General features: G+C 43.8%; 13 protein-coding genes and 2 pseudogenes. 9 read left to right on the top strand and 6 right to left on the bottom strand.

Annotated features, from left to right (window positions below; genetic code table 11):
* Together B6K83_RS16795 and B6K83_RS18230 are read right to left on the bottom strand one after the other, a co-directional pair.
* Positions 1-189 (bottom strand): annotated as a pseudogene (locus tag B6K83_RS16795) (IS256 family transposase); the annotation flags it as partial.
* 51 nt (positions 190-240) lie between these two features.
* Positions 241-483, bottom strand: coding sequence for a hypothetical protein (locus B6K83_RS18230; protein WP_198951703.1), 243 nt, complete (start codon positions 481-483; stop codon positions 241-243).
* On the opposite strand from B6K83_RS18230, the pseudogene B6K83_RS16790 reads away from it, so the two are divergent.
* A pseudogene (locus B6K83_RS16790) lies at positions 481-666 on the top strand (acyl-CoA thioesterase II); the annotation flags it as partial. The gene B6K83_RS18230 and the pseudogene B6K83_RS16790 overlap by 3 nt on opposite strands.
* On the opposite strand, the gene B6K83_RS16785 reads toward B6K83_RS16790, so the two are convergent.
* Together B6K83_RS16785 and B6K83_RS16780 are read right to left on the bottom strand one after the other, a co-directional pair.
* A complete protein-coding gene (locus B6K83_RS16785; protein ID WP_085286021.1) occupies positions 650-1,915 on the bottom strand; it encodes a mechanosensitive ion channel family protein in 1,266 nt (421 codons plus the stop codon). The pseudogene B6K83_RS16790 and the gene B6K83_RS16785 overlap by 17 nt on opposite strands.
* Positions 1,915-2,820, bottom strand: a complete 906-nt coding sequence (locus B6K83_RS16780) for an acyltransferase (RefSeq protein ID WP_085286020.1) — start codon at positions 2,818-2,820, stop codon at positions 1,915-1,917. Before B6K83_RS16780 ends, B6K83_RS16785 begins: the two co-directional genes overlap by 1 nt.
* A 488-nt stretch (positions 2,821-3,308) precedes the next feature.
* Here B6K83_RS16780 and proB point away from each other — a divergent pair, with 488 nt between their 5' ends.
* On the top strand, positions 3,309-4,421 hold the full coding sequence (gene proB / locus B6K83_RS16775) for a glutamate 5-kinase (RefSeq protein ID WP_085286019.1): 1,113 nt from the start codon (positions 3,309-3,311) through the stop codon (positions 4,419-4,421).
* Positions 4,422-4,439: 18 nt separating this feature from the next.
* Positions 4,440-5,687, top strand: a complete 1,248-nt coding sequence (locus tag B6K83_RS16770) for a glutamate-5-semialdehyde dehydrogenase (protein ID WP_085286018.1) — start codon at positions 4,440-4,442, stop codon at positions 5,685-5,687.
* 225 nt (positions 5,688-5,912) lie between these two features.
* Here B6K83_RS16770 and ilvC read toward each other — a convergent pair whose 3' ends face one another.
* Positions 5,913-7,397, bottom strand: coding sequence for a ketol-acid reductoisomerase (gene ilvC / locus B6K83_RS16765; RefSeq protein ID WP_085286017.1), 1,485 nt, complete (start codon positions 7,395-7,397; stop codon positions 5,913-5,915).
* Positions 7,398-7,568: 171 nt separating this feature from the next.
* Here ilvC and ilvY point away from each other — a divergent pair, with 171 nt between their 5' ends.
* The gene (gene ilvY / locus B6K83_RS16760; RefSeq protein ID WP_085286016.1) at positions 7,569-8,447 is read left to right on the top strand and encodes an HTH-type transcriptional activator IlvY; all 879 of its coding nucleotides are present in this window, start codon (positions 7,569-7,571) and stop codon (positions 8,445-8,447) included.
* Here the strand turns inward: ilvY and B6K83_RS16755 are convergent.
* Positions 8,437-9,963: a YifB family Mg chelatase-like AAA ATPase gene (locus B6K83_RS16755; protein ID WP_085286015.1), complete on the bottom strand. Its 1,527-nt coding sequence runs from the start codon at positions 9,961-9,963 to the stop codon at positions 8,437-8,439. The two genes, ilvY and B6K83_RS16755, sit on opposite strands and share 11 nt — an antisense overlap.
* Before the next feature lie 495 nt (positions 9,964-10,458).
* Here B6K83_RS16755 and ilvG point away from each other — a divergent pair, with 495 nt between their 5' ends.
* From ilvG to ilvA, 5 genes are all read left to right on the top strand, one after another.
* On the top strand, positions 10,459-12,123 hold the full coding sequence (ilvG, locus tag B6K83_RS16750; protein WP_085286014.1) for an acetolactate synthase 2 catalytic subunit: 1,665 nt from the start codon (positions 10,459-10,461) through the stop codon (positions 12,121-12,123).
* Positions 12,124-12,381, top strand: a complete 258-nt coding sequence (gene ilvM / locus B6K83_RS16745) for an acetolactate synthase 2 small subunit (protein WP_085286013.1) — start codon at positions 12,124-12,126, stop codon at positions 12,379-12,381.
* A 95-nt stretch (positions 12,382-12,476) separates the two neighbouring features.
* Positions 12,477-13,403 (top strand): branched-chain amino acid transaminase, encoded by a 927-nt coding sequence (locus B6K83_RS16740; RefSeq protein ID WP_085286012.1) that lies wholly within the window; start codon positions 12,477-12,479, stop codon positions 13,401-13,403.
* 348 nt (positions 13,404-13,751) lie between these two features.
* On the top strand, positions 13,752-15,626 hold the full coding sequence (gene ilvD / locus B6K83_RS16735) for a dihydroxy-acid dehydratase (RefSeq protein WP_085286011.1): 1,875 nt from the start codon (positions 13,752-13,754) through the stop codon (positions 15,624-15,626).
* The gene (gene ilvA / locus B6K83_RS16730; RefSeq protein ID WP_085286010.1) at positions 15,619-17,199 is read left to right on the top strand and encodes a threonine ammonia-lyase, biosynthetic; all 1,581 of its coding nucleotides are present in this window, start codon (positions 15,619-15,621) and stop codon (positions 17,197-17,199) included. Before ilvD ends, ilvA begins: the two co-directional genes overlap by 8 nt.
* Positions 17,200-17,296: the final 97 nt, after the last annotated feature.

Raw genomic sequence — 17,296 nt, 5'->3', positions numbered from 1 at the left:
GGTTTTCTTACTTGTACCGTTCTTACGATTAGGCTCGGGATCTGCTCCTAAGTGTTGTTCTAGCTCCGCTTTTAAAGCGGCTTCGGTTAATTGCTTGATAAGCGGTGTTAAAACACCATCTTCACCTGTTAAACCTTTACCAGATTGAAGTTCAGCTAATGCTTTGTTGAAGTCGAAAGATTGAGTCATGTGTCACTCCTATTTTATTAATAATACTGAAATGACAAAGATTTCTAAACACTACCTGGAAAACTGGTCGATTTTATTAGGTAACTCACCTACTGTATTTTCTGATGCTTGATAATAATTTTTTAGATAAACAAATAAATAATCAGCTAGCTTTCCTGCAAATTGTGTTTGCCTTCTTAATACACCTACCTTGTCATCTCGATAATACTCTATAAAAGCCTTGATAATTTCAGCCCATTGAGAAAACTCTGCTGTTGGACTCACCTGATATCCAATATAATAATCATCTTTCAATTAGCCACTATCGACCATTCCATGTGGTTCCACCGACCCTTCCGACTTGATGAGTGGTTGTTATATTGTGTTGACAGCCCTTCGGCCAGCAGCGGTAGAGGCTTAGTTAGAGGGCAAATATTTAACCAAGCGGGGGTTTTAGTTGCCTCTACTATGCAAGAAGGGGTTATGCGTCAGCGTTAACCTTGGCCTGTTGCCAGTCGTAACCGCTCGGGTGCTGAAACACCCGCAAACCAAACAGGGGGGCCGCGGCGTACAGGTGGTCAAATATATCCGCTTGAATGGCTTCGTAGTTGATCCACTTTTTGTCATTGCTAAAGCAATATAACTCGATGGGCAAGCCTACTTCTGTTGCGGGTAATTGCCTAACCATGCAGGTCATATTTTTTTGCACTTTCGGGTGTTGTTGTAAATACGCGGTGATATAGGCCCTAAAGGTACCAATATTGGTGAGTTGTCGACTATTAATGGTGGCAACGGTTAGCTCTGAATTTGGCTCTGAATCAGTTTTTTGTGCTTGTATTTCTGCTAGTTTTTTCTCAAGGTAATCGCTAAGCAGTTGCACAGATTTTAACTCGTCAAGTTGCGCCTGATTGTAGAACTTAATACTACTGACATCTATGATGATGGCGCGTTTAATTCTGCGACCATCAGAGCTAAACATGCCACGCCAGTTTTTAAATGAGCCGCTCGTTAAGGCATAGGTGGGTACTGTGGTGACAGTTTTATCAAAGTTTCTGACTTTGACGGTGTTGATACCTATTTCAATAACATCACCATCAGCGCCATATTTAGGCAGCTCAATCCAGTCCCCCGGCGCCACCATTCTATTGGCGGAAATTTGTATGCTAGCCACTAAACCTTTGATGGTGTCTTGAAACACTAAAATTAGTACCGCGGTTAAGGCGCCTAAACCACTTAATAAGTATAACGGTGACCGGTCTAACAATAATGAGATGGCTAAGATGGCCGCCACTAAATAAATGGCTAGCTTGATCACTTGTAATGTTGAATTTAGCGGTAAATAGCGTTCGCTGGCGGTTTGTTGATAAAGGGTATTGATGACATTCAGTATCGCACTTATGCTGCGCGCCACTTGAAAACATAACGCAATTCTTACCACGAGTATGAGCAATACTGAGATCGCGGCGTCAGCGTCTAAAAATATCGGTGTTAATAATAGCACTAACACCGAAGGGACTAATGTGGCGGCGCGGGTAAATACTTGGCTTTCAAAAAGCTGATCATCCCAAGTATTCTTGGAGTTACGAATTATCTTATCAATAACCGATAGCACAGTGTTTTTAGTGATATAAAAACCAATGGCCGCTATGGTTAAGATCAGTAGTACACCAATACAATTAGCTGCTAATGTCAGATAACTGGCATGAATACCTTGCTCACTTAACCATGATGTAATAATTGCCTGCATTAGTTATCCTTGTTTGCTTGTGCTTCGAGTTCGAGCAAGGTTTGATCTTTATCTAGCCAAAGTTGGTTGACCCATTTTTGAAACTGGATTTTATACGCACGATCATTAACATAGTCGCCTTGGAGTGATTCATCAATGTCTTGTGTTTTGATGACAATGTTTACGCGTGTTATCTTTCCAGCGATAAAATCAAAAAAATTCGGATCACCGTCCGGGTAGTAAATGGTGACGTCTAGCACTTTACTGAGGTTACCTTTCATGGCTTGTAATACAAAGCCAATGCCTCCAGCTTTAGGCTTTAACAGTTTTTTAAACGGCGAGTTTTGTTGTTGGTGCTTTGCCGTTGTAAAGCGCGTGCCTTCAATAAAGTTCATGACACTGACCGGCTTATGCTTGAATTTCTCGCAAGCCTTTTTGGTGGTTTCTATATCTTTGCCTTTAAGGTGAGGGTTGCGCTTAAGAAAATGTTGGCTATATCGCTTCATAAACGGAAAGTCGAGCGCCCACCATGCTAGACCTAAAAATGGCACATAGATTAATTCTTTTTTCAAAAAGAATTTCAGAAATGGAATTTTGCCATGTAACACCCGCTGTAAAACTAAGATATCAATCCAACTTTGATGGTTGCTAATGACTAAATACCAGTCATTCATTTTTAATTGCTCAAGGCCGGTGACTGAAATTTTTGTTTTGGTGAATAATTTTTGATTAAAGGTGTTTAAAAATACCCAGTTGCTGGCCATTTGATCCAGTAAATAGCTAAAGATTTTTTGCCAAAAAGGTAACGGAATTAAGGCCTTTAATAATGAGAACACCAATATGGGGATCAGCCAAAGCAAAGTATTGCAGAGGTAAAATAGCAGCGTAAGACAGGCAATGATAGGACTAGGTAAAAAATTTAACATAGTTGCGACCCAAAAATTAGTATCAAAAATGCATCAGCTAAAACAAGTGACATTAACTGAATTAACAAGCAAACTTTTTAATCTGCGTATAATAGCAAGATTAAGGTATTTGTTAATCTTAAAGTTTGCATAGCAAGGTGCTGAGTAAAAAAATGAGTTAGTACTTATGTGTGAAGATATACTAAATCGTGATGAAAGTCACAAAAGTGCCAGTTATGAGGTAAATATCACACGATGTTTTTGTTGTTAGATATACGCAGTATATGCTTAGTCAATAATTCAAGATGGATAAAAACGCATCATTAAATTATTGAGCGGCAAAATAAGCGAGTAGTTTTCAGTATTAGCTTAGCAAAATAATGAGTTAAGCATTTTTATGCAATAAAGCATTAAAAAATAGCAAACAAGTCTATGGTTAATGGAAAAATTTATTGCCAAAGGGTTACTTTTCAAGGCAAGCTAAGGCACTTAAATAATGAGGGGATATCATGAAATTTAATCGCGTGGTGATAAAGGTTGGTAGTGCCTTGGTTTCACCTGAAGGTCAAGGGTGTAGTGGTAAATATTTACTTTCAATCGCGCGCTTTATCAGCCAATGCCAACAAGCAGGCAAAGAAATTATTTTAGTCTCCTCTGGCAGTGTTTCGGCGGGTAGAGGTTTGATTGCTCACGGCTCGCCCAACCCCTCGATACCCACCAAACAAGCGATGGCTGCGGTTGGTCAAATGCAGATGATGGCCAATTGGCAGCGCTTTTTTGACGTTCCTTGTAGTCAATTATTGATCACCCATGGCGATTTAAAAGATCGACAACGCTACATGAATATCAAAAACACCATTAGAATATTACTGCAAAATGGTGTCATTCCCATCGTTAATGAAAATGATACCGTGGCAACCGAAGAGTTAAAGGTGGGGGATAATGATAATTTAGCGGCGTTAGTTGCGTTAGTAAGTGATGCTGATAGCTTATTTATTTTAAGCGATGTTGATGGGGTGTTTGAACAAGACCCACGGCTAAACCCAAATGCTCAGTTGATACCAGAAATTGCAAAAATCGATGCGAGTATTTATGCCTTAGCAGGGGCAACCAATAACCATATCGCCACGGGCGGCATGAAAACCAAAATCCAAGCGGCTGAAAAAGCGGTTGAAAATGGTATCGACACTTATATTTTAAATGGTCGCCGTGACCCAGTATTTGCAGCAATACTGCGGGGCGAGAACCCTGGTACCCACTTTCTTGCCCAGCAAGGTGCGACGCGCGCGCGCAAACATTGGTTAAAGCACACCCTAAAAAGTAGTGGTAAAGTCTATTTAGATGCTGGTGCTGTTAATGCACTCATACAGCAAGGAGCTTCGTTATTGCCGTCTGGGGTAATAAAGCTTGCGGGTAGCTTTAATGTTGGCGATTGTATTGATATTTATGATGGTAATTCCCAGCAAGGTATCGCAAAAGGTATCTGTCAGTATAGCTATCGTGATCTTGAGCGTATTAAAGGCGTGAAAAGTGATGAAATATCAACCATATTAGGTTGTTGCCCCAGCAAAGTTGTTATTCACCGCGACGATATGGTGATGCTGCAATCGAGTAACTCATAAAAAGCTAGGATAAAAGACATGTTCGATATAGTAAAAAGTGCGCACTTAGCCAAGCAGGCGTCATTAACGGTAGCGCAGTTGTCTAGCCATGAAAAAAATGCGCTGTTGCTAAATATTGCTGATGCCATCGTTGCCAATGGTGCAATGATTTTGGCGGAAAATAACAAAGATATTTTGGCGGGTAAAGCCAAAGGCTTAACTGACGCTATGCTTGATAGGTTATTGCTAACAGAGCAAAGAGTGCAAGATATCGCAGACGCAATTCGAGAAATTGCCCGTTTAGAAGATCCTGTTGGTCATATTGATAACATGGTGCTACGACCGAACGGTATGCAAGTAGGTAAAATGCGTATCCCGCTTGGGGTGATTGCCATGATTTATGAAGCCCGCCCCAATGTTACCGCTGAGGCCGCTGCTTTATGTTTAAAGTCTGGAAATGCCGTAATTTTACGCGGCGGCTCTGAAGCTATTCATAGTAATCTTGCTATAGCAAAATGCTTGCATCAGGTACTAGCGCAGGCTGATATTGATAAAAATATCATCACGGTGATTCCGGATACCCGTCGTGAGGTGATTGAGCAGCTATTAAGGCAGCGCCAGAGCATTGACTTAGTGATCCCGCGTGGCGGCGAAGGTTTAATTCGCTATGTCAGCGAAAATAGTCAAATCCCTGTTATTCAGCACTTTAAAGGCGTATGCCATTTATTTATTGATAAATATGCCGATACCACCAAGGCGATTAATATTTTGCTTAACGGCAAAACTCAACGCCCGAGCGCCTGTAATGCGCTAGAAACGTTACTGGTACATGCGGATATTGCAACAAGTCTCATGCCAAAAATTGCCGAAGCATTGCAGGTAGCGCAGGTCAAAGTTCATGCGTGTCAGCAAAGTTTGCCTTATTTTAGCCATGCTACATTAGCTACAGAGCAAGATTATCAAGCGGAATATTTAGCAGCAGAAATAGCAATAAAAATTGTCGATAATTTTGCGCAAGCATTGGCGCATATCCAATGTTATAGCTCAGATCATACCGAAATTATTGTCACGCAAGATACCAGTCGCAGCCAACGCTTTGTTCGCACAATTAATTCATCGGTGGTGATGGTCAATGCGTCTTCGCGTTTTTCGGATGGCGGAGAGTTAGGGCTAGGCTCAGAAATCGGTATATCCACCAGTAAGCTCCATGCCTATGGCCCGATGGGATTAACCGCGCTAACCACAGAAAAATTTGTTGTTATCGGCGATGGACAAGTCAGAGTTTAAGCTTATGGTTAATACGCGCATTTATCGCTAAGTAATATTGATAATGCGCGCCATATTGATCATATAACCAACCAAGTGACACCAATGTTTGAAAAAACCGACATGCGTTCGACGGTTATGAGCTTGGATAATAAAAAAACGGTATTGACTCAATAGAGCCAATACCGCCTGTGATGTGACTTGGTGCAAACCATAGTCGTGCAATGCTAACGCATAGGTTTACGGTTAGGCGTTTGCTTCTACAATGCGCTTCATGTCGGTCATATAACCACGCAACTCTTTACCTATAGCCTCAACACCATGACTGCGTATTGCTTCGTTTACTTCAATTAAGCGCGCATTATCGACACCGTTTGACGTATTTTTTAAGCCTTCGCCTAAATCTTCTAATGTCAGCTTGCTTGCAAACTCTTCGAGTAAAGGCACTGCTGCGTGCGAGAATAGGTAATTACCATACTCTGCGGTATCAGAAATAACCACGTTCATTTCATACAACATGTTGCGGGCAATGGTATTGGCAATGAGTGGCGTTTCATGCAGCGATTCGTAATAAGCCGAAGCGTCAATAATGCCTGAATCTACCATAGCGTCAAACGCTAGCTCAACACCGGCTTTGACCATAGCAACCACAAATATGCCTTTGTCGTAGTACTCTTGTTCGGTAATTTCAATGTCACATGCCGGCGCTTTTTCAAATGAGGTTTCGGCCGTTTGTTCGCGCCATTTTAACAAGTTAGCATCGCCATTCGCCCAGTCAGCCATCATACCTTCAGAAAAGCGCCCTTCGATAATATCGTCCATATGCTTTTGGAATAACGGACGTAAAATCTCTTTTAACTCTAGCGACATGTCAAAGGCTCTAATTTTCGCTGGGTTAGATAAACGGTCCATCATGTTGGTGATACCGCCGTACTTTAAGCCCTCAGTTACACATTCAATGCCGTATTGTAAAAGCTTGCGGGCATAACCGGCATCAACGCCTTGTGCCACTAATTGTTTGTGACCTAAAATGGCGGCAGTTTGCAACATGCCGCAAAGAATGGTTTGCTCGCCCATTAAATCTGACTTCACTTCAGCGATAAATGATGACGCTAAAACACCCGCGCGGTCGCCACCTGTAGCTGAAGCGTAGGCTTTAGCGATAGCCCAACCGTTGCCTTGTGGATCATTCTCAGGGTGCACTGCGATCAACGTAGGTACGCCAAAGCCACGCTTGTACTCTTCGCGTACTTCAGTGCCAGGACATTTAGGCGCCACCATCACCACGGTAATATCAGGGCGGATTTGCATACCTTCTTCAACAATGTTGAAGCCATGCGAATAGGCTAACGTCGCGCCTTCTTTCATTAACGGCATTACCGCATTAACTGCAGAAGTGTGTTGCTTGTCTGGGGTTAGGTTTAAAACAAGATCGGCTTGAGGAATTAACTCTTGATAGTTACCAACCGTAAAGCCGTTTTCTGTCGCCCATTGATATGATTGGCGCTTTTCTGCGATGGCGGCATCACGCAAGGCGTAAGAAATATTCAAGCCCGAGTCGCGCATGTTGAGTCCTTGGTTTAAGCCTTGTGCGCCACAGCCGACAATAACAATATTCCAATCTTTGATAAAATTACAGCCGTCGCTGAATTCTTCTCGCTTCATAAAGCGACATTGACCCAATTGCGCTAATTTTTCACGCAAGCTTAATGTATTGAAATAGTTAGCCATCGTTTTTCTCCTGCACTTGGTGCTGCCAAGTAAATTAGTTAATAGTCTGTATTTTGACCTTGCAGCCATCTTAACGAAAATACTCTGTTGCTTAAAATGATATATTTGCATTGTAGTGTTGCGTATTTCGCAATAAACTGCAGATCAGATTAATCTCAATGAGCAAGGGTTATGGAGTTAAAATCGTTACGCATGTTTATAGACTTAGCAAAATCATTACATTTTGCTAAAACCGCAGAACAACATCATGTCAGTCCTTCTACGCTAAGCCGCGCTGTACAGCGACTTGAGCAGGAATTGGGTAGTGCCTTGTTACATCGAGATAATCGCACTGTGGTGCTCAGTGAAGCCGGTAAGCAGTTTTATCAATATGCTGAACAACAACTGGAGCAGTGGCAATTATTGCAGTTGTCGCTGCATCAAAAGCAGGCAGAATTACAAGGGAAACTGCGTATTTACTGCTCTGTAACCGCCGCTTATAGCCACCTGCCACCATTATTAGAGCGCTTTCGTCAACAGCATCCACTAGTAGAAATAATGCTAACCACAGGTGATGCTGCCGATGCGCTAGAGCAAGTAGAAAAGCAAGCAGTAGACTTTGCCATTGCGGCAAAGCCCGAGCAATTATCGCGTATTTTTAGTTTTCATCATTTAGCCACTATTCCGCTTGCGGTGATCGCGCCGACTATGGTTTGTCAGGTGCAGCAACAAATTCAACAAGACTTTGTTTGGTCAGAGGTACCCATTATTTTGCCTGAGCATGGCCCAGCGCGAAAACGCTTTGAATATTGGTATCGGAAAAAACAACAAGGCAAAGCTAATATTTATGCCACGGTTTCTGGTCATGAAGCGTTAGTGAGCATGGTGGCGCTGGGCTGCGGCGTCGGCATAGTGCCACAAGTGGTGGTGGAAAATAGCCCAGTGAAAGACAGAGTACAATATTTAACCGAGGTGGGTGCCATTGAGCCGTTCGAGCTTGGTGTGTGTTGCCTAAACCAAAGTAAAGACCAACCTTTGATTCAAGCTTTTATTGCCGCCATTACGCCGTAGCAACTGAGTCAGTTAAGTGCCGCAAAATTCTGTCCATAGCTCGGTACGACAAGGCTTCAATTAAATGCTTATGTTCGATATTTTCAAGCATTTCCATATCGGCAAGGGTGCGGGCAATTTTCAATATTTTATGATGCGCACGGGTTGATAAGTTTAGCTTCTCTATCGCTAACTCCAAAAAATCATTGTCGTCAGGTGTCAGCGCGCAATAACGTCTAACTTCTGCGCTAGTAAGTTGCGCATTGGCTTTACCTTGGCGCTTGATTTGTAATTGGTGGCAGCGACTTACCCGCTGTTGAATGGTATGACTTGATTCACCTTTTTCATTGGCATTGGCCCACATTCCCTTGGGTAATCTCGTGACCTCAATTTGAATATCAATACGGTCTAAAAAGGGGCCAGATAAACGGTTAAGGTAACGTAAAACCTGCTCTGGCGTACTACGCCTGTCATTATAAAATCCCGTTGGGCTTGGGTTCATGGCCGCGACTAGTTGAAATTGTGCTGGAAAGGTTTGTTTAACTAAAGCGCGAGAAATTGTGACCTCGCCTGACTCCATAGGCTCACGCAATACATCCAGAACCTTGCGCTCAAACTCGGGTAACTCATCAAGGAATAACACGCCATTATGAGCTAAGGAAATTTCTCCCGGTTGTGGATGACTGCCACCGCCGACTAGGGCTGCAGAAGAAGCGGTATGGTGTGGAGCGCGAAATGGACGTGTCAGCCAAGTGTCTGGACGAATATCTTGGTGACAAATGGATTGTATGGCGGCACTTGATAACGCCTCTTGTTCAGTCATTGCCGGTAAAATGCCAGGTAAGCGGCTTGCTAACATAGTTTTGCCAGTACCCGGTGGCCCGATAAACAGTAAGTTGTGCCTGCCACTGGCGGCAATTTCTAAGGCACGTTTTGCTAATGGCTGCCCTATTACATCTGCAATATCATGCTCGCATGCGGCTTGGTAGTTGGGTAAGGGCTTATTGGCGACTAACGGCAAGGTTTGTTGCTGCAAAAAGTGCGGAAATAGTTGCTGCAAATGCGACAAGCTTAATATTTTAACATCATGTACCCAGCTTGCTTGCTCAGCGTTCGGGCTAGGTAATACAAGGGTGCGCGTACTGGCTTTACACGCCATCGCTAGCGGTATTTCGCCAATGATTGCGCGTAACTCACCCGATAATGCCAATTCACCGGCAAATTCATATTGCTGTAAATCGTTACTGGGAATTTGCTCCGCGGCGGCAAGGATACCTACGGCAATAGGCAGATCAAAACGCCCGCCCTCTTTCGGTAGGTCTGCTGGCGCTAAATTCACTGTGATGCGTTTGGCAGGAAACTCATAGCCACAATTGATAATGGCACTTCGGACGCGGTCTTTCGCTTCACGGACGGACGTTTCTGGCAAGCCGACAATATTAAAGGCAGGTAAACCATTGGCTAAGTGCACCTCTACGGTCACTAACGGTGATTCGAGCCCGATGCGCGCTCGACTGTAAACACAGGCTAAAGTCATAAAAGTCCATTTTTATCATGCTTTAGGCAAGTGTAGTAAAGTTATTGTAGTTGCGCGAAAATTAACCGCATGATTTTGCCAAAATTAAATTACCGCTTTGCTAAAAAAACGCTTGCACTTGCGCTTAGAGCTATGGTACTAATTTAAATAGGTTGGCAACAACACTGACACAGCAATTAAGCAATAACCAAGAAATTACAAAAAATTTATCAATATGAAAAACTTTAGCCTAGTTATTATTAACATTCTCATCGTGGTGATTATTAAATCGTCGCGGGGGCATTTGTTGAGCTAAAGAAAAGTAAAAAGTCTTATTAACACAAACCCCCCGCTCCGCAAGGACCGGGGGGTTTGTCGTTATGGCACCTGATTAAACTGCAACAAACGCATTAACATTATTGACATTGGGAGAATACGGATTAATTACATCAAAACCGGCATAGCCAAGAAGCAGACCGCTAATGCACAAGATGTGATTGAAACGTAAACAAAAACATGGCAACAGAAAAAAAATTTACTGGCGGAGATTTATTATTTAACGTCCTTGAGCAGCATGGCGTTGAACATGTTTTTGGCTATCCAGGTGGCGCAATCATGCCAATTTACGATGCCTTATATGAAAGCAATGTTGAACATTTTCTTTGTCGACATGAGCAAGGAGCGGCATTTTCCGCTGTTGGCTACGCCAGAGCATCAGGTAAAGTGGGGGTGTGCTTTGCAACTTCTGGGCCTGGTGCCACAAACTTGATCACAGGTTTGGCTGATGCGTTAGCCGATTCAATTCCTGTCGTCGCCATAACTGGGCAAGTGGCAACGGCAGCCATGGGCTCAGATGCCTTCCAAGAAATTGATATTTTTGGTTTGTCGTTGGCTTGTACTAAGCATTCTTTTCAAGTGACCAATATTGATGACTTGGCAAAAGTGCTACATCAAGCCTTTGCGATAGCCCTTGAGGGCAGGCAAGGGCCAGTGTTAGTGGATATTCCCAAAGACATTCAATTAGCCCAAGTTAATGGTTGTTTAGAACACTTAGCTAAATTAAAAAATAAGGTGAAGTTACCGCCAGCGAATGTTGGCAGTGCCATTGCGCTATTAAGTCAAGCAAAGCAACCGATACTATATGTCGGTGGTGGCGTTGGCATGGCTAATGCCATAGACGAGTTAAGAAGTTTTGCACAGATAACCGCATTGCCGAGTGTTTCCACCTTAAAAGGCTTAGGCGCTATCGACCCTAAAGACTCAAATTATTTGGGAATGCTAGGCATGCATGGCACTAAGGCCGCTAATTTAGCGGTACAAGAGTGTGATTTATTGATTGCGGTTGGTGCGCGTTTTGATGACCGTGTCACCGGTAAGTTAAATGAGTTTGCCCCGCATGCCAAGGTGATCCACTTTGATATAGATACCGCCGAAATTAACAAACGCCGCGCTGTTGATGCCGCCATATTAGGCGACTTAAAGGTGAATTTACCCGCCTTAGCAGTCCCGTTGTCGATTGCGCCATGGCAAGCAAAGTGTCAGCAAATGGCTAATGATTACGCTTGGGATTATAACCACCCGGGTGAAACGATATTTGCGCCGGCAGTTTTGAAAGAAATAAGCGAGCAAATGCCGAAAAATACCTGTGTCACAACAGATGTAGGGCAACATCAAATGTGGGCTGCACAACATATGCGCTTTGATGATCCCAGTAACTTTTTAACCAGTGGTGGCATGGGCACTATGGGCTTTGGCATTCCAGCGGCAATTGGCGCGCAAGTGAGTCGACCTAGAGATTGTATCATTGCGGTGTCAGGTGATGGCTCGTTTATGATGAACGTACAAGAGCTTTCTACCATTAAGCGATTTCAATTGCCGGTGAAAATTGTGCTAATCGATAATGCCAAATTAGGTATGGTGCGCCAGTGGCAAGACTTATTCTTTAATGGCCGGTTAAGTGAAACCGACTTAGCGGACAACCCTGACTTTATTATGTTAGCCAATGCTTTTGATATTAAAGCAAAAACTGTTACCGAAAAGTCACAAGTTAGTGCTGCAATTGCGGCAATGTTTGATCACCAAGGACCTTACTTATTGCGGGTAAAAATCAATGCCCAAGATAATGTATGGCCATTAGTACCACCGAATACCGCCAATGATAAAATGATGGAGAACAGCTAAATGAACAATTACCAACTAACAATCAAGGCGGATGACAAGCAAGTGGTACTAGAGCGTATTTTACAAGTTACTCGCTACCGCGGCTTTTTAATCAATGGCATTTCCGCCAAGGTTAATACAGGCACCAACATAGGCACCATTGAATTGATGGTAAGCAGCGAACGTTCAATCGGACTTTTAGTGGATCAAATTAATAAACTGATCGACATCAAAGAAGTCAGGGTAGACAATAGTGTATCGCAGCAGTGCATTGCATAATGCTTGATTCAACGCGACGAGCTTAATTAAGACATATAATCCGTCAATCGTGCAGCCAATGCAGGATTGCAACGTAAAATTTTTAGGAACAGAAAATGGCAAAAGTCAACGCAGAATTAATTTGGTTTAATGGTCAACTCATGCCGTGGCAAAATGCGACGGTACATGTAATGAGTCACGCTCTCCACTATGGCTCTTCAGTGTTTGAAGGTATCCGTGCCTATAATACGCATAAAGGTACCTGTATTTTTCGTTTAGAAGAGCATATCAAGCGCCTATTCGATTCGGCGAAAATTTACCGCATGAACATACCGTTCACGCAAGCGCAAGTGATTCAAGCCTGTAAAGATGCAGTCGTGAAAAACAATTTACAGTCCGCCTATTTGCGCCCGTTAGCATTTTTAGGGGATATCGGTATGGGACTTCGTCCACCAATTGATGCTCAGGCTGATGTGATGGTTGCTGCCTTTAGTTGGGAAGCTTATTTAGGTGCTGATGCTGTTGAAAACGGTGTTGAAGTTGGTGTATCAAGTTGGAATAGATTGGCGCCTAACACTATGCCAACTACGGCGAAAGCTGGCGGTAATTACTTGTCTTCACAATTAATTTCCACGGAAGCGGCTCGTCATGGTTATGCAGAAGGTGTCGCTTTAGATGTTAATAACATGGTCAGTGAAGGCGCGGGTCAAAATTTATTTATTATTCGCAATGGCGTGATTTATACCCCGCCAGGTACAGCGTCAATCTTACAAGGCTTAACCCGTGATACGGTATTTTTCCTTGCTAAACAACTGGGTTATGAAGTTAGAGAAGAGTCTATTTCTCGTGAATCTTTATATGTTTGTGATGAGTTTTTCATGTGTGGTACCGCGACCGAAGTGGTGCCGGTGAAGTCAGTCGACGGTATTGCGGTCGGCAATGGTACGCGAGGCCCAATCACTAAAGCGTTACAAGAAGCGTTTTTTGGTATTTTTGATGGCACGACCAAAGTGCCAGCAAACTGGTTAGATAAAGTCGAATAACTCAATTATAACGACTGCCCTATTCAGTGCTCGCTGAGTTCCACCCCCGCACAAATATTTGTCGGGGGCTGGATTAAATTGCAGCGAGCCTTAATCGTGAAAAGGTTTGTACTGTCAAGGAAGTAATTTGGTCAGTAAGCCGACGATGATTATTTTCAAAGTGCATTGAGCATCCGTGCTTTAACAGTGTACTTTTAAAATAATGTGATATCACCGGAGTTAAAAATTACTGTTGTGCCCTGTATTTGCCAAACCAACGGCTACGGCATATGCACAAGGTATGGACTCACGATAAAACATAATACGCACTTACTTCTCAGCCACAGATAGCAAAATAGGACTAAAGTCATGCCAAAATTAAGATCAGCAACTTCGACACAAGGGCGCAACATGGCGGGAGCCCGCGCGCTTTGGCGTGCCACCGGCATGACAGATGGAGACTTTGGCAAGCCGATTATTGCTGTGGTGAACTCGTTTACCCAGTTTGTGCCTGGGCATGTGCATTTAAAAGATATGGGGCAATTGGTGGCGGGTGCCATTGAAGAGGCGGGTGGTGTTGCAAAAGAGTTTAATACTATCGCGGTTGATGACGGTATCGCCATGGGCCATAGCGGTATGCTGTATAGCCTACCTTCGCGTGATCTAATTGCCGACTCGGTTGAGTATATGGTCAATGCCCATTGTGCTGACGCTATGGTGTGTATTTCTAATTGCGATAAAATTACCCCAGGCATGTTAATGGCGGCAATGCGCTTAAACATCCCAGTAATATTTGTTTCGGGTGGACCAATGGAAGCGGGTAAAACAAAGCTTTCCGATCAAATCATCAAGCTAGATTTGGTTGACGCTATGATCCAAGGGGCTGACCCAAAAGTCTCTGATGCACAATCAGAGCAAGTGGAACGTTCAGCCTGTCCTACTTGTGGCTCGTGTTCGGGTATGTTTACCGCTAACTCAATGAACTGTTTAGCGGAAGCCTTAGGTTTAGCGTTGCCGGGTAATGGTTCAATGCTCGCTACCCATGCCGACCGTGAGCAACTATTTTTAAACGCAGGTAAAGAAATCGTTAATTTAACCAAGCGTTATTATCAAGATAATGACGAGTCAGCCTTACCCCGCAATATTGCGTGTAAAGATGCATTACACAATGCCATGTGTTTAGACATTGCCATGGGCGGCTCAACCAATACCATTTTGCATTTGCTGGCAACTGCACAAGAAGCGGAGATTGATTACACCATGGAAGACATGGATAAATTATCGCGTATCGTGCCACAGTTATGTAAAGTTGCGCCGTCAACACCTGAATACCACATGGAAGATGTTCATCGCGCCGGTGGTGTTATTGCTATTTTAGGTGAGTTAGCGCGCGCCAAGCTTTTAAAAACCGATGTACCTAACGTCTTAGGCACCACACTAGCGGATGTTATCGCTAAATATGACATTACCTTAACTGATGACGAAGACGTAAAAAAATTCTATCGTGCCGGTCCTGCAGGCATACGCACCACCAAAGCCTTTAGTCAAGATTGCCGTTGGGATACCTTAGACGATGACAGAGCCAATGGCTGTATTCGTAGCATTGATAATGCCTTTTCAACCGAAGGTGGCTTAGCTGTACTGTCGGGTAATATTGCGCCGGATGGTTGTGTGGTGAAAACCGCAGGTGTTAGCGACGATAATTTAACCTTTACGGGGCCTGCTCATATTTTTGAAAGCCAAGACGCCGCGGTTGAGGGGATTTTAGCGGGTAAAGTGGTTGCTGGTGAAGTGGTGGTGATCCGTTATGAAGGCCCTAAAGGTGGCCCGGGCATGCAGGAAATGCTTTACCCAACCACGTATTTAAAGTCGATGGGCTTAGGTAAGGCTTGTGCGTTATTAACCGATGGTCGTTTCTCTGGTGGTACCTCAGGTTTGTCGATTGGTCATGTTTCGCCAGAAGCGGCCAGTGGTGGTAATATCGCGCTTGTGGAACAGGGGGATATTATTCATATCGACATTCCTAACCGCGCTATTGCCCTTGAAATCAGTGCCGAAGAACTGGCCCAACGCCGCAAAGCCATGAACGCCAAAGGTAAACAGGCGTGGCAACCCATAGATCGCGTACGCCCTATCAGCTACGCATTAAAAAATTATGCCATGTTAGCCACCAGTGCAGATAAAGGTGCGGTGCGTAATCGTGCTTTACTCGACGGTAATTTTAATGGTGGTGATAATGACTGATGCCGAGCAAGCTGCCTTAGTGCATGCACAAGCCATGCAGGGGCAAGGTCTTGATTACTTACGTCGTATCTTATTAGCACCGGTTTATGATGTGGCTGTAGAAAGCGCGTTAACCCCGTTAACTAAGTTGTCGTCACGTTTAGGCAATCAAATATTTTTAAAGCGTGAAGATCAGCAGCCAGTGCACTCGTTTAAGTTGCGTGGCGCTTATAATAAATTGGTCAATTTACCTGAGCAGCAATGCTTGCATGGCGTGATTGCCGCGTCGGCGGGTAATCATGCACAAGGCTTAGCGTTAGCAGCGCATAAGTTAGGCATTAAAGCGACCATAGTGATGCCTATCACTACCCCGGATATTAAAGTTGATAATGTCAGACGTTATGGCGCCGATGTGCGCTTAGTGGGTAAAAGCTTTAATGAGGCGCAACAAGCCTGTGCCGAGTTCGCGCTCGCAGAAAATAAAACCATTATTCACCCGTTTGATGATGTGGATGTTATTGCCGGTCAAGGCACAGTTGCCAAAGAGTTGTTGCAGCAACATCCACACACTGAGGTGGTATTTATTCCAGTCGGTGGTGGTGGGTTATTGGCGGGAATGGCGGTATACCTAAAGCAATTAAAGCCGAGTATTAAAGTCATAGGTGTGGAAGCGCAAGACTCTGCTTGCCTAAAAGCCGCGCTCAGCGCAGGTCAACCGGTTGATTTAGCACAGGTAGGTTTGTTTGCTGACGGTGTCGCGGTAAAGCGTATTGGCGAGCACACATTTGAATTAATCCAGCATTATTGTGACGATGTGATCACGGTATCAACCGATGAAATATGCGCCTCAATTAAAGATATTTTTGAGCAAACTCGCGTGATTTCAGAGCCGGCTGGCGCATTATCATTAGCAGGCTTGCAAAAATATTGTCAAACCAGTGCGGGTGATGAGTCTTTAGTGGCGATTCTATCGGGCGCTAATATGAATTTTCACACTTTGCGTTATATTTCGGAGCGTTGTGAGTTAGGCGAGCAAAAAGAAGCGGTATTTGCAGTGCAAATTCCGGAGCAAAAAGGCAGTTTTAGAAAGTTTTGCCAAGCGCTAGCCGGTCGCGTGATCACAGAGTTTAATTATCGTTATGTTGATAAGCCTGATGCCTCAGCCGCGATAAACAATGCCAATGTTTTTGTTGGCGTACGCTTAGGCTCAGATCTAAATGACAGAGCGAAACTCAGCGAAAGCTTGCAAACACAAGGCTATCAATTAGCTGATTTTACCGAAAATGAGCTTGCCAAGCTGCATGTTCGCTACATGATCGGTGGTAAAAACGCTTTATCGTCTCAAGAGCGTATTTTTCGCTTTCAATTTCCAGAGTATCCGGGCGCATTAGAAAAGTTCTTAGATACCCTAGGTGAACATTGGAATATTACGTTATTTCACTATCGCAATCACGGTGCGGCGTTTGGTCAGGTACTTGCTGGCTTTGAAGTCAAACCAAGCCAAGAAGCTAATTTCTTCAGTCATTTAAAAGCACTAGGCTACGAGTGGCAGGAAGAAACAGATAACCAAGCTTATCAAACCTTTTTAAGTTGATGGTTGCAGTAACAATAGCAGCGTAGCGCTGCTATTGTTACGTTTTGCTAGTCGCGCTAAGCTAAGGTGGCAATTACCGCCAGTTCAACCCCGCACA

It is taken from the genome of Colwellia chukchiensis, assembly GCF_002104455.1.
In the GTDB taxonomy this organism is placed as follows: Bacteria; Pseudomonadota; Gammaproteobacteria; order Enterobacterales; family Alteromonadaceae; genus Cognaticolwellia; species Cognaticolwellia chukchiensis.
The sequence above is the reverse complement of the archived record's forward strand: the minus strand, read 5'-3'. Positions and strand labels throughout refer to the sequence as shown.

Coding starts and splice junctions, on each gene's coding strand:
- B6K83_RS16785 (WP_085286021.1), bottom strand. CDS start 1,915: ATGCAGGCAATTATTACATCATGGTTAAGTGAGCAAGGTATTCATGCC.
- B6K83_RS16780 (WP_085286020.1), bottom strand. CDS start 2,820: ATGTTAAATTTTTTACCTAGTCCTATCATTGCCTGTCTTACGCTGCTA.
- proB (WP_085286019.1), top strand. CDS start 3,309: ATGAAATTTAATCGCGTGGTGATAAAGGTTGGTAGTGCCTTGGTTTCA.
- B6K83_RS16770 (WP_085286018.1), top strand. CDS start 4,440: ATGTTCGATATAGTAAAAAGTGCGCACTTAGCCAAGCAGGCGTCATTA.
- ilvC (WP_085286017.1), bottom strand. CDS start 7,397: ATGGCTAACTATTTCAATACATTAAGCTTGCGTGAAAAATTAGCGCAA.
- ilvY (WP_085286016.1), top strand. CDS start 7,569: ATGGAGTTAAAATCGTTACGCATGTTTATAGACTTAGCAAAATCATTA.
- B6K83_RS16755 (WP_085286015.1), bottom strand. CDS start 9,963: ATGACTTTAGCCTGTGTTTACAGTCGAGCGCGCATCGGGCTCGAATCA.
- ilvG (WP_085286014.1), top strand. CDS start 10,459: ATGGCAACAGAAAAAAAATTTACTGGCGGAGATTTATTATTTAACGTC.
- ilvM (WP_085286013.1), top strand. CDS start 12,124: ATGAACAATTACCAACTAACAATCAAGGCGGATGACAAGCAAGTGGTA.
- B6K83_RS16740 (WP_085286012.1), top strand. CDS start 12,477: ATGGCAAAAGTCAACGCAGAATTAATTTGGTTTAATGGTCAACTCATG.
- ilvD (WP_085286011.1), top strand. CDS start 13,752: ATGCCAAAATTAAGATCAGCAACTTCGACACAAGGGCGCAACATGGCG.
- ilvA (WP_085286010.1), top strand. CDS start 15,619: ATGACTGATGCCGAGCAAGCTGCCTTAGTGCATGCACAAGCCATGCAG.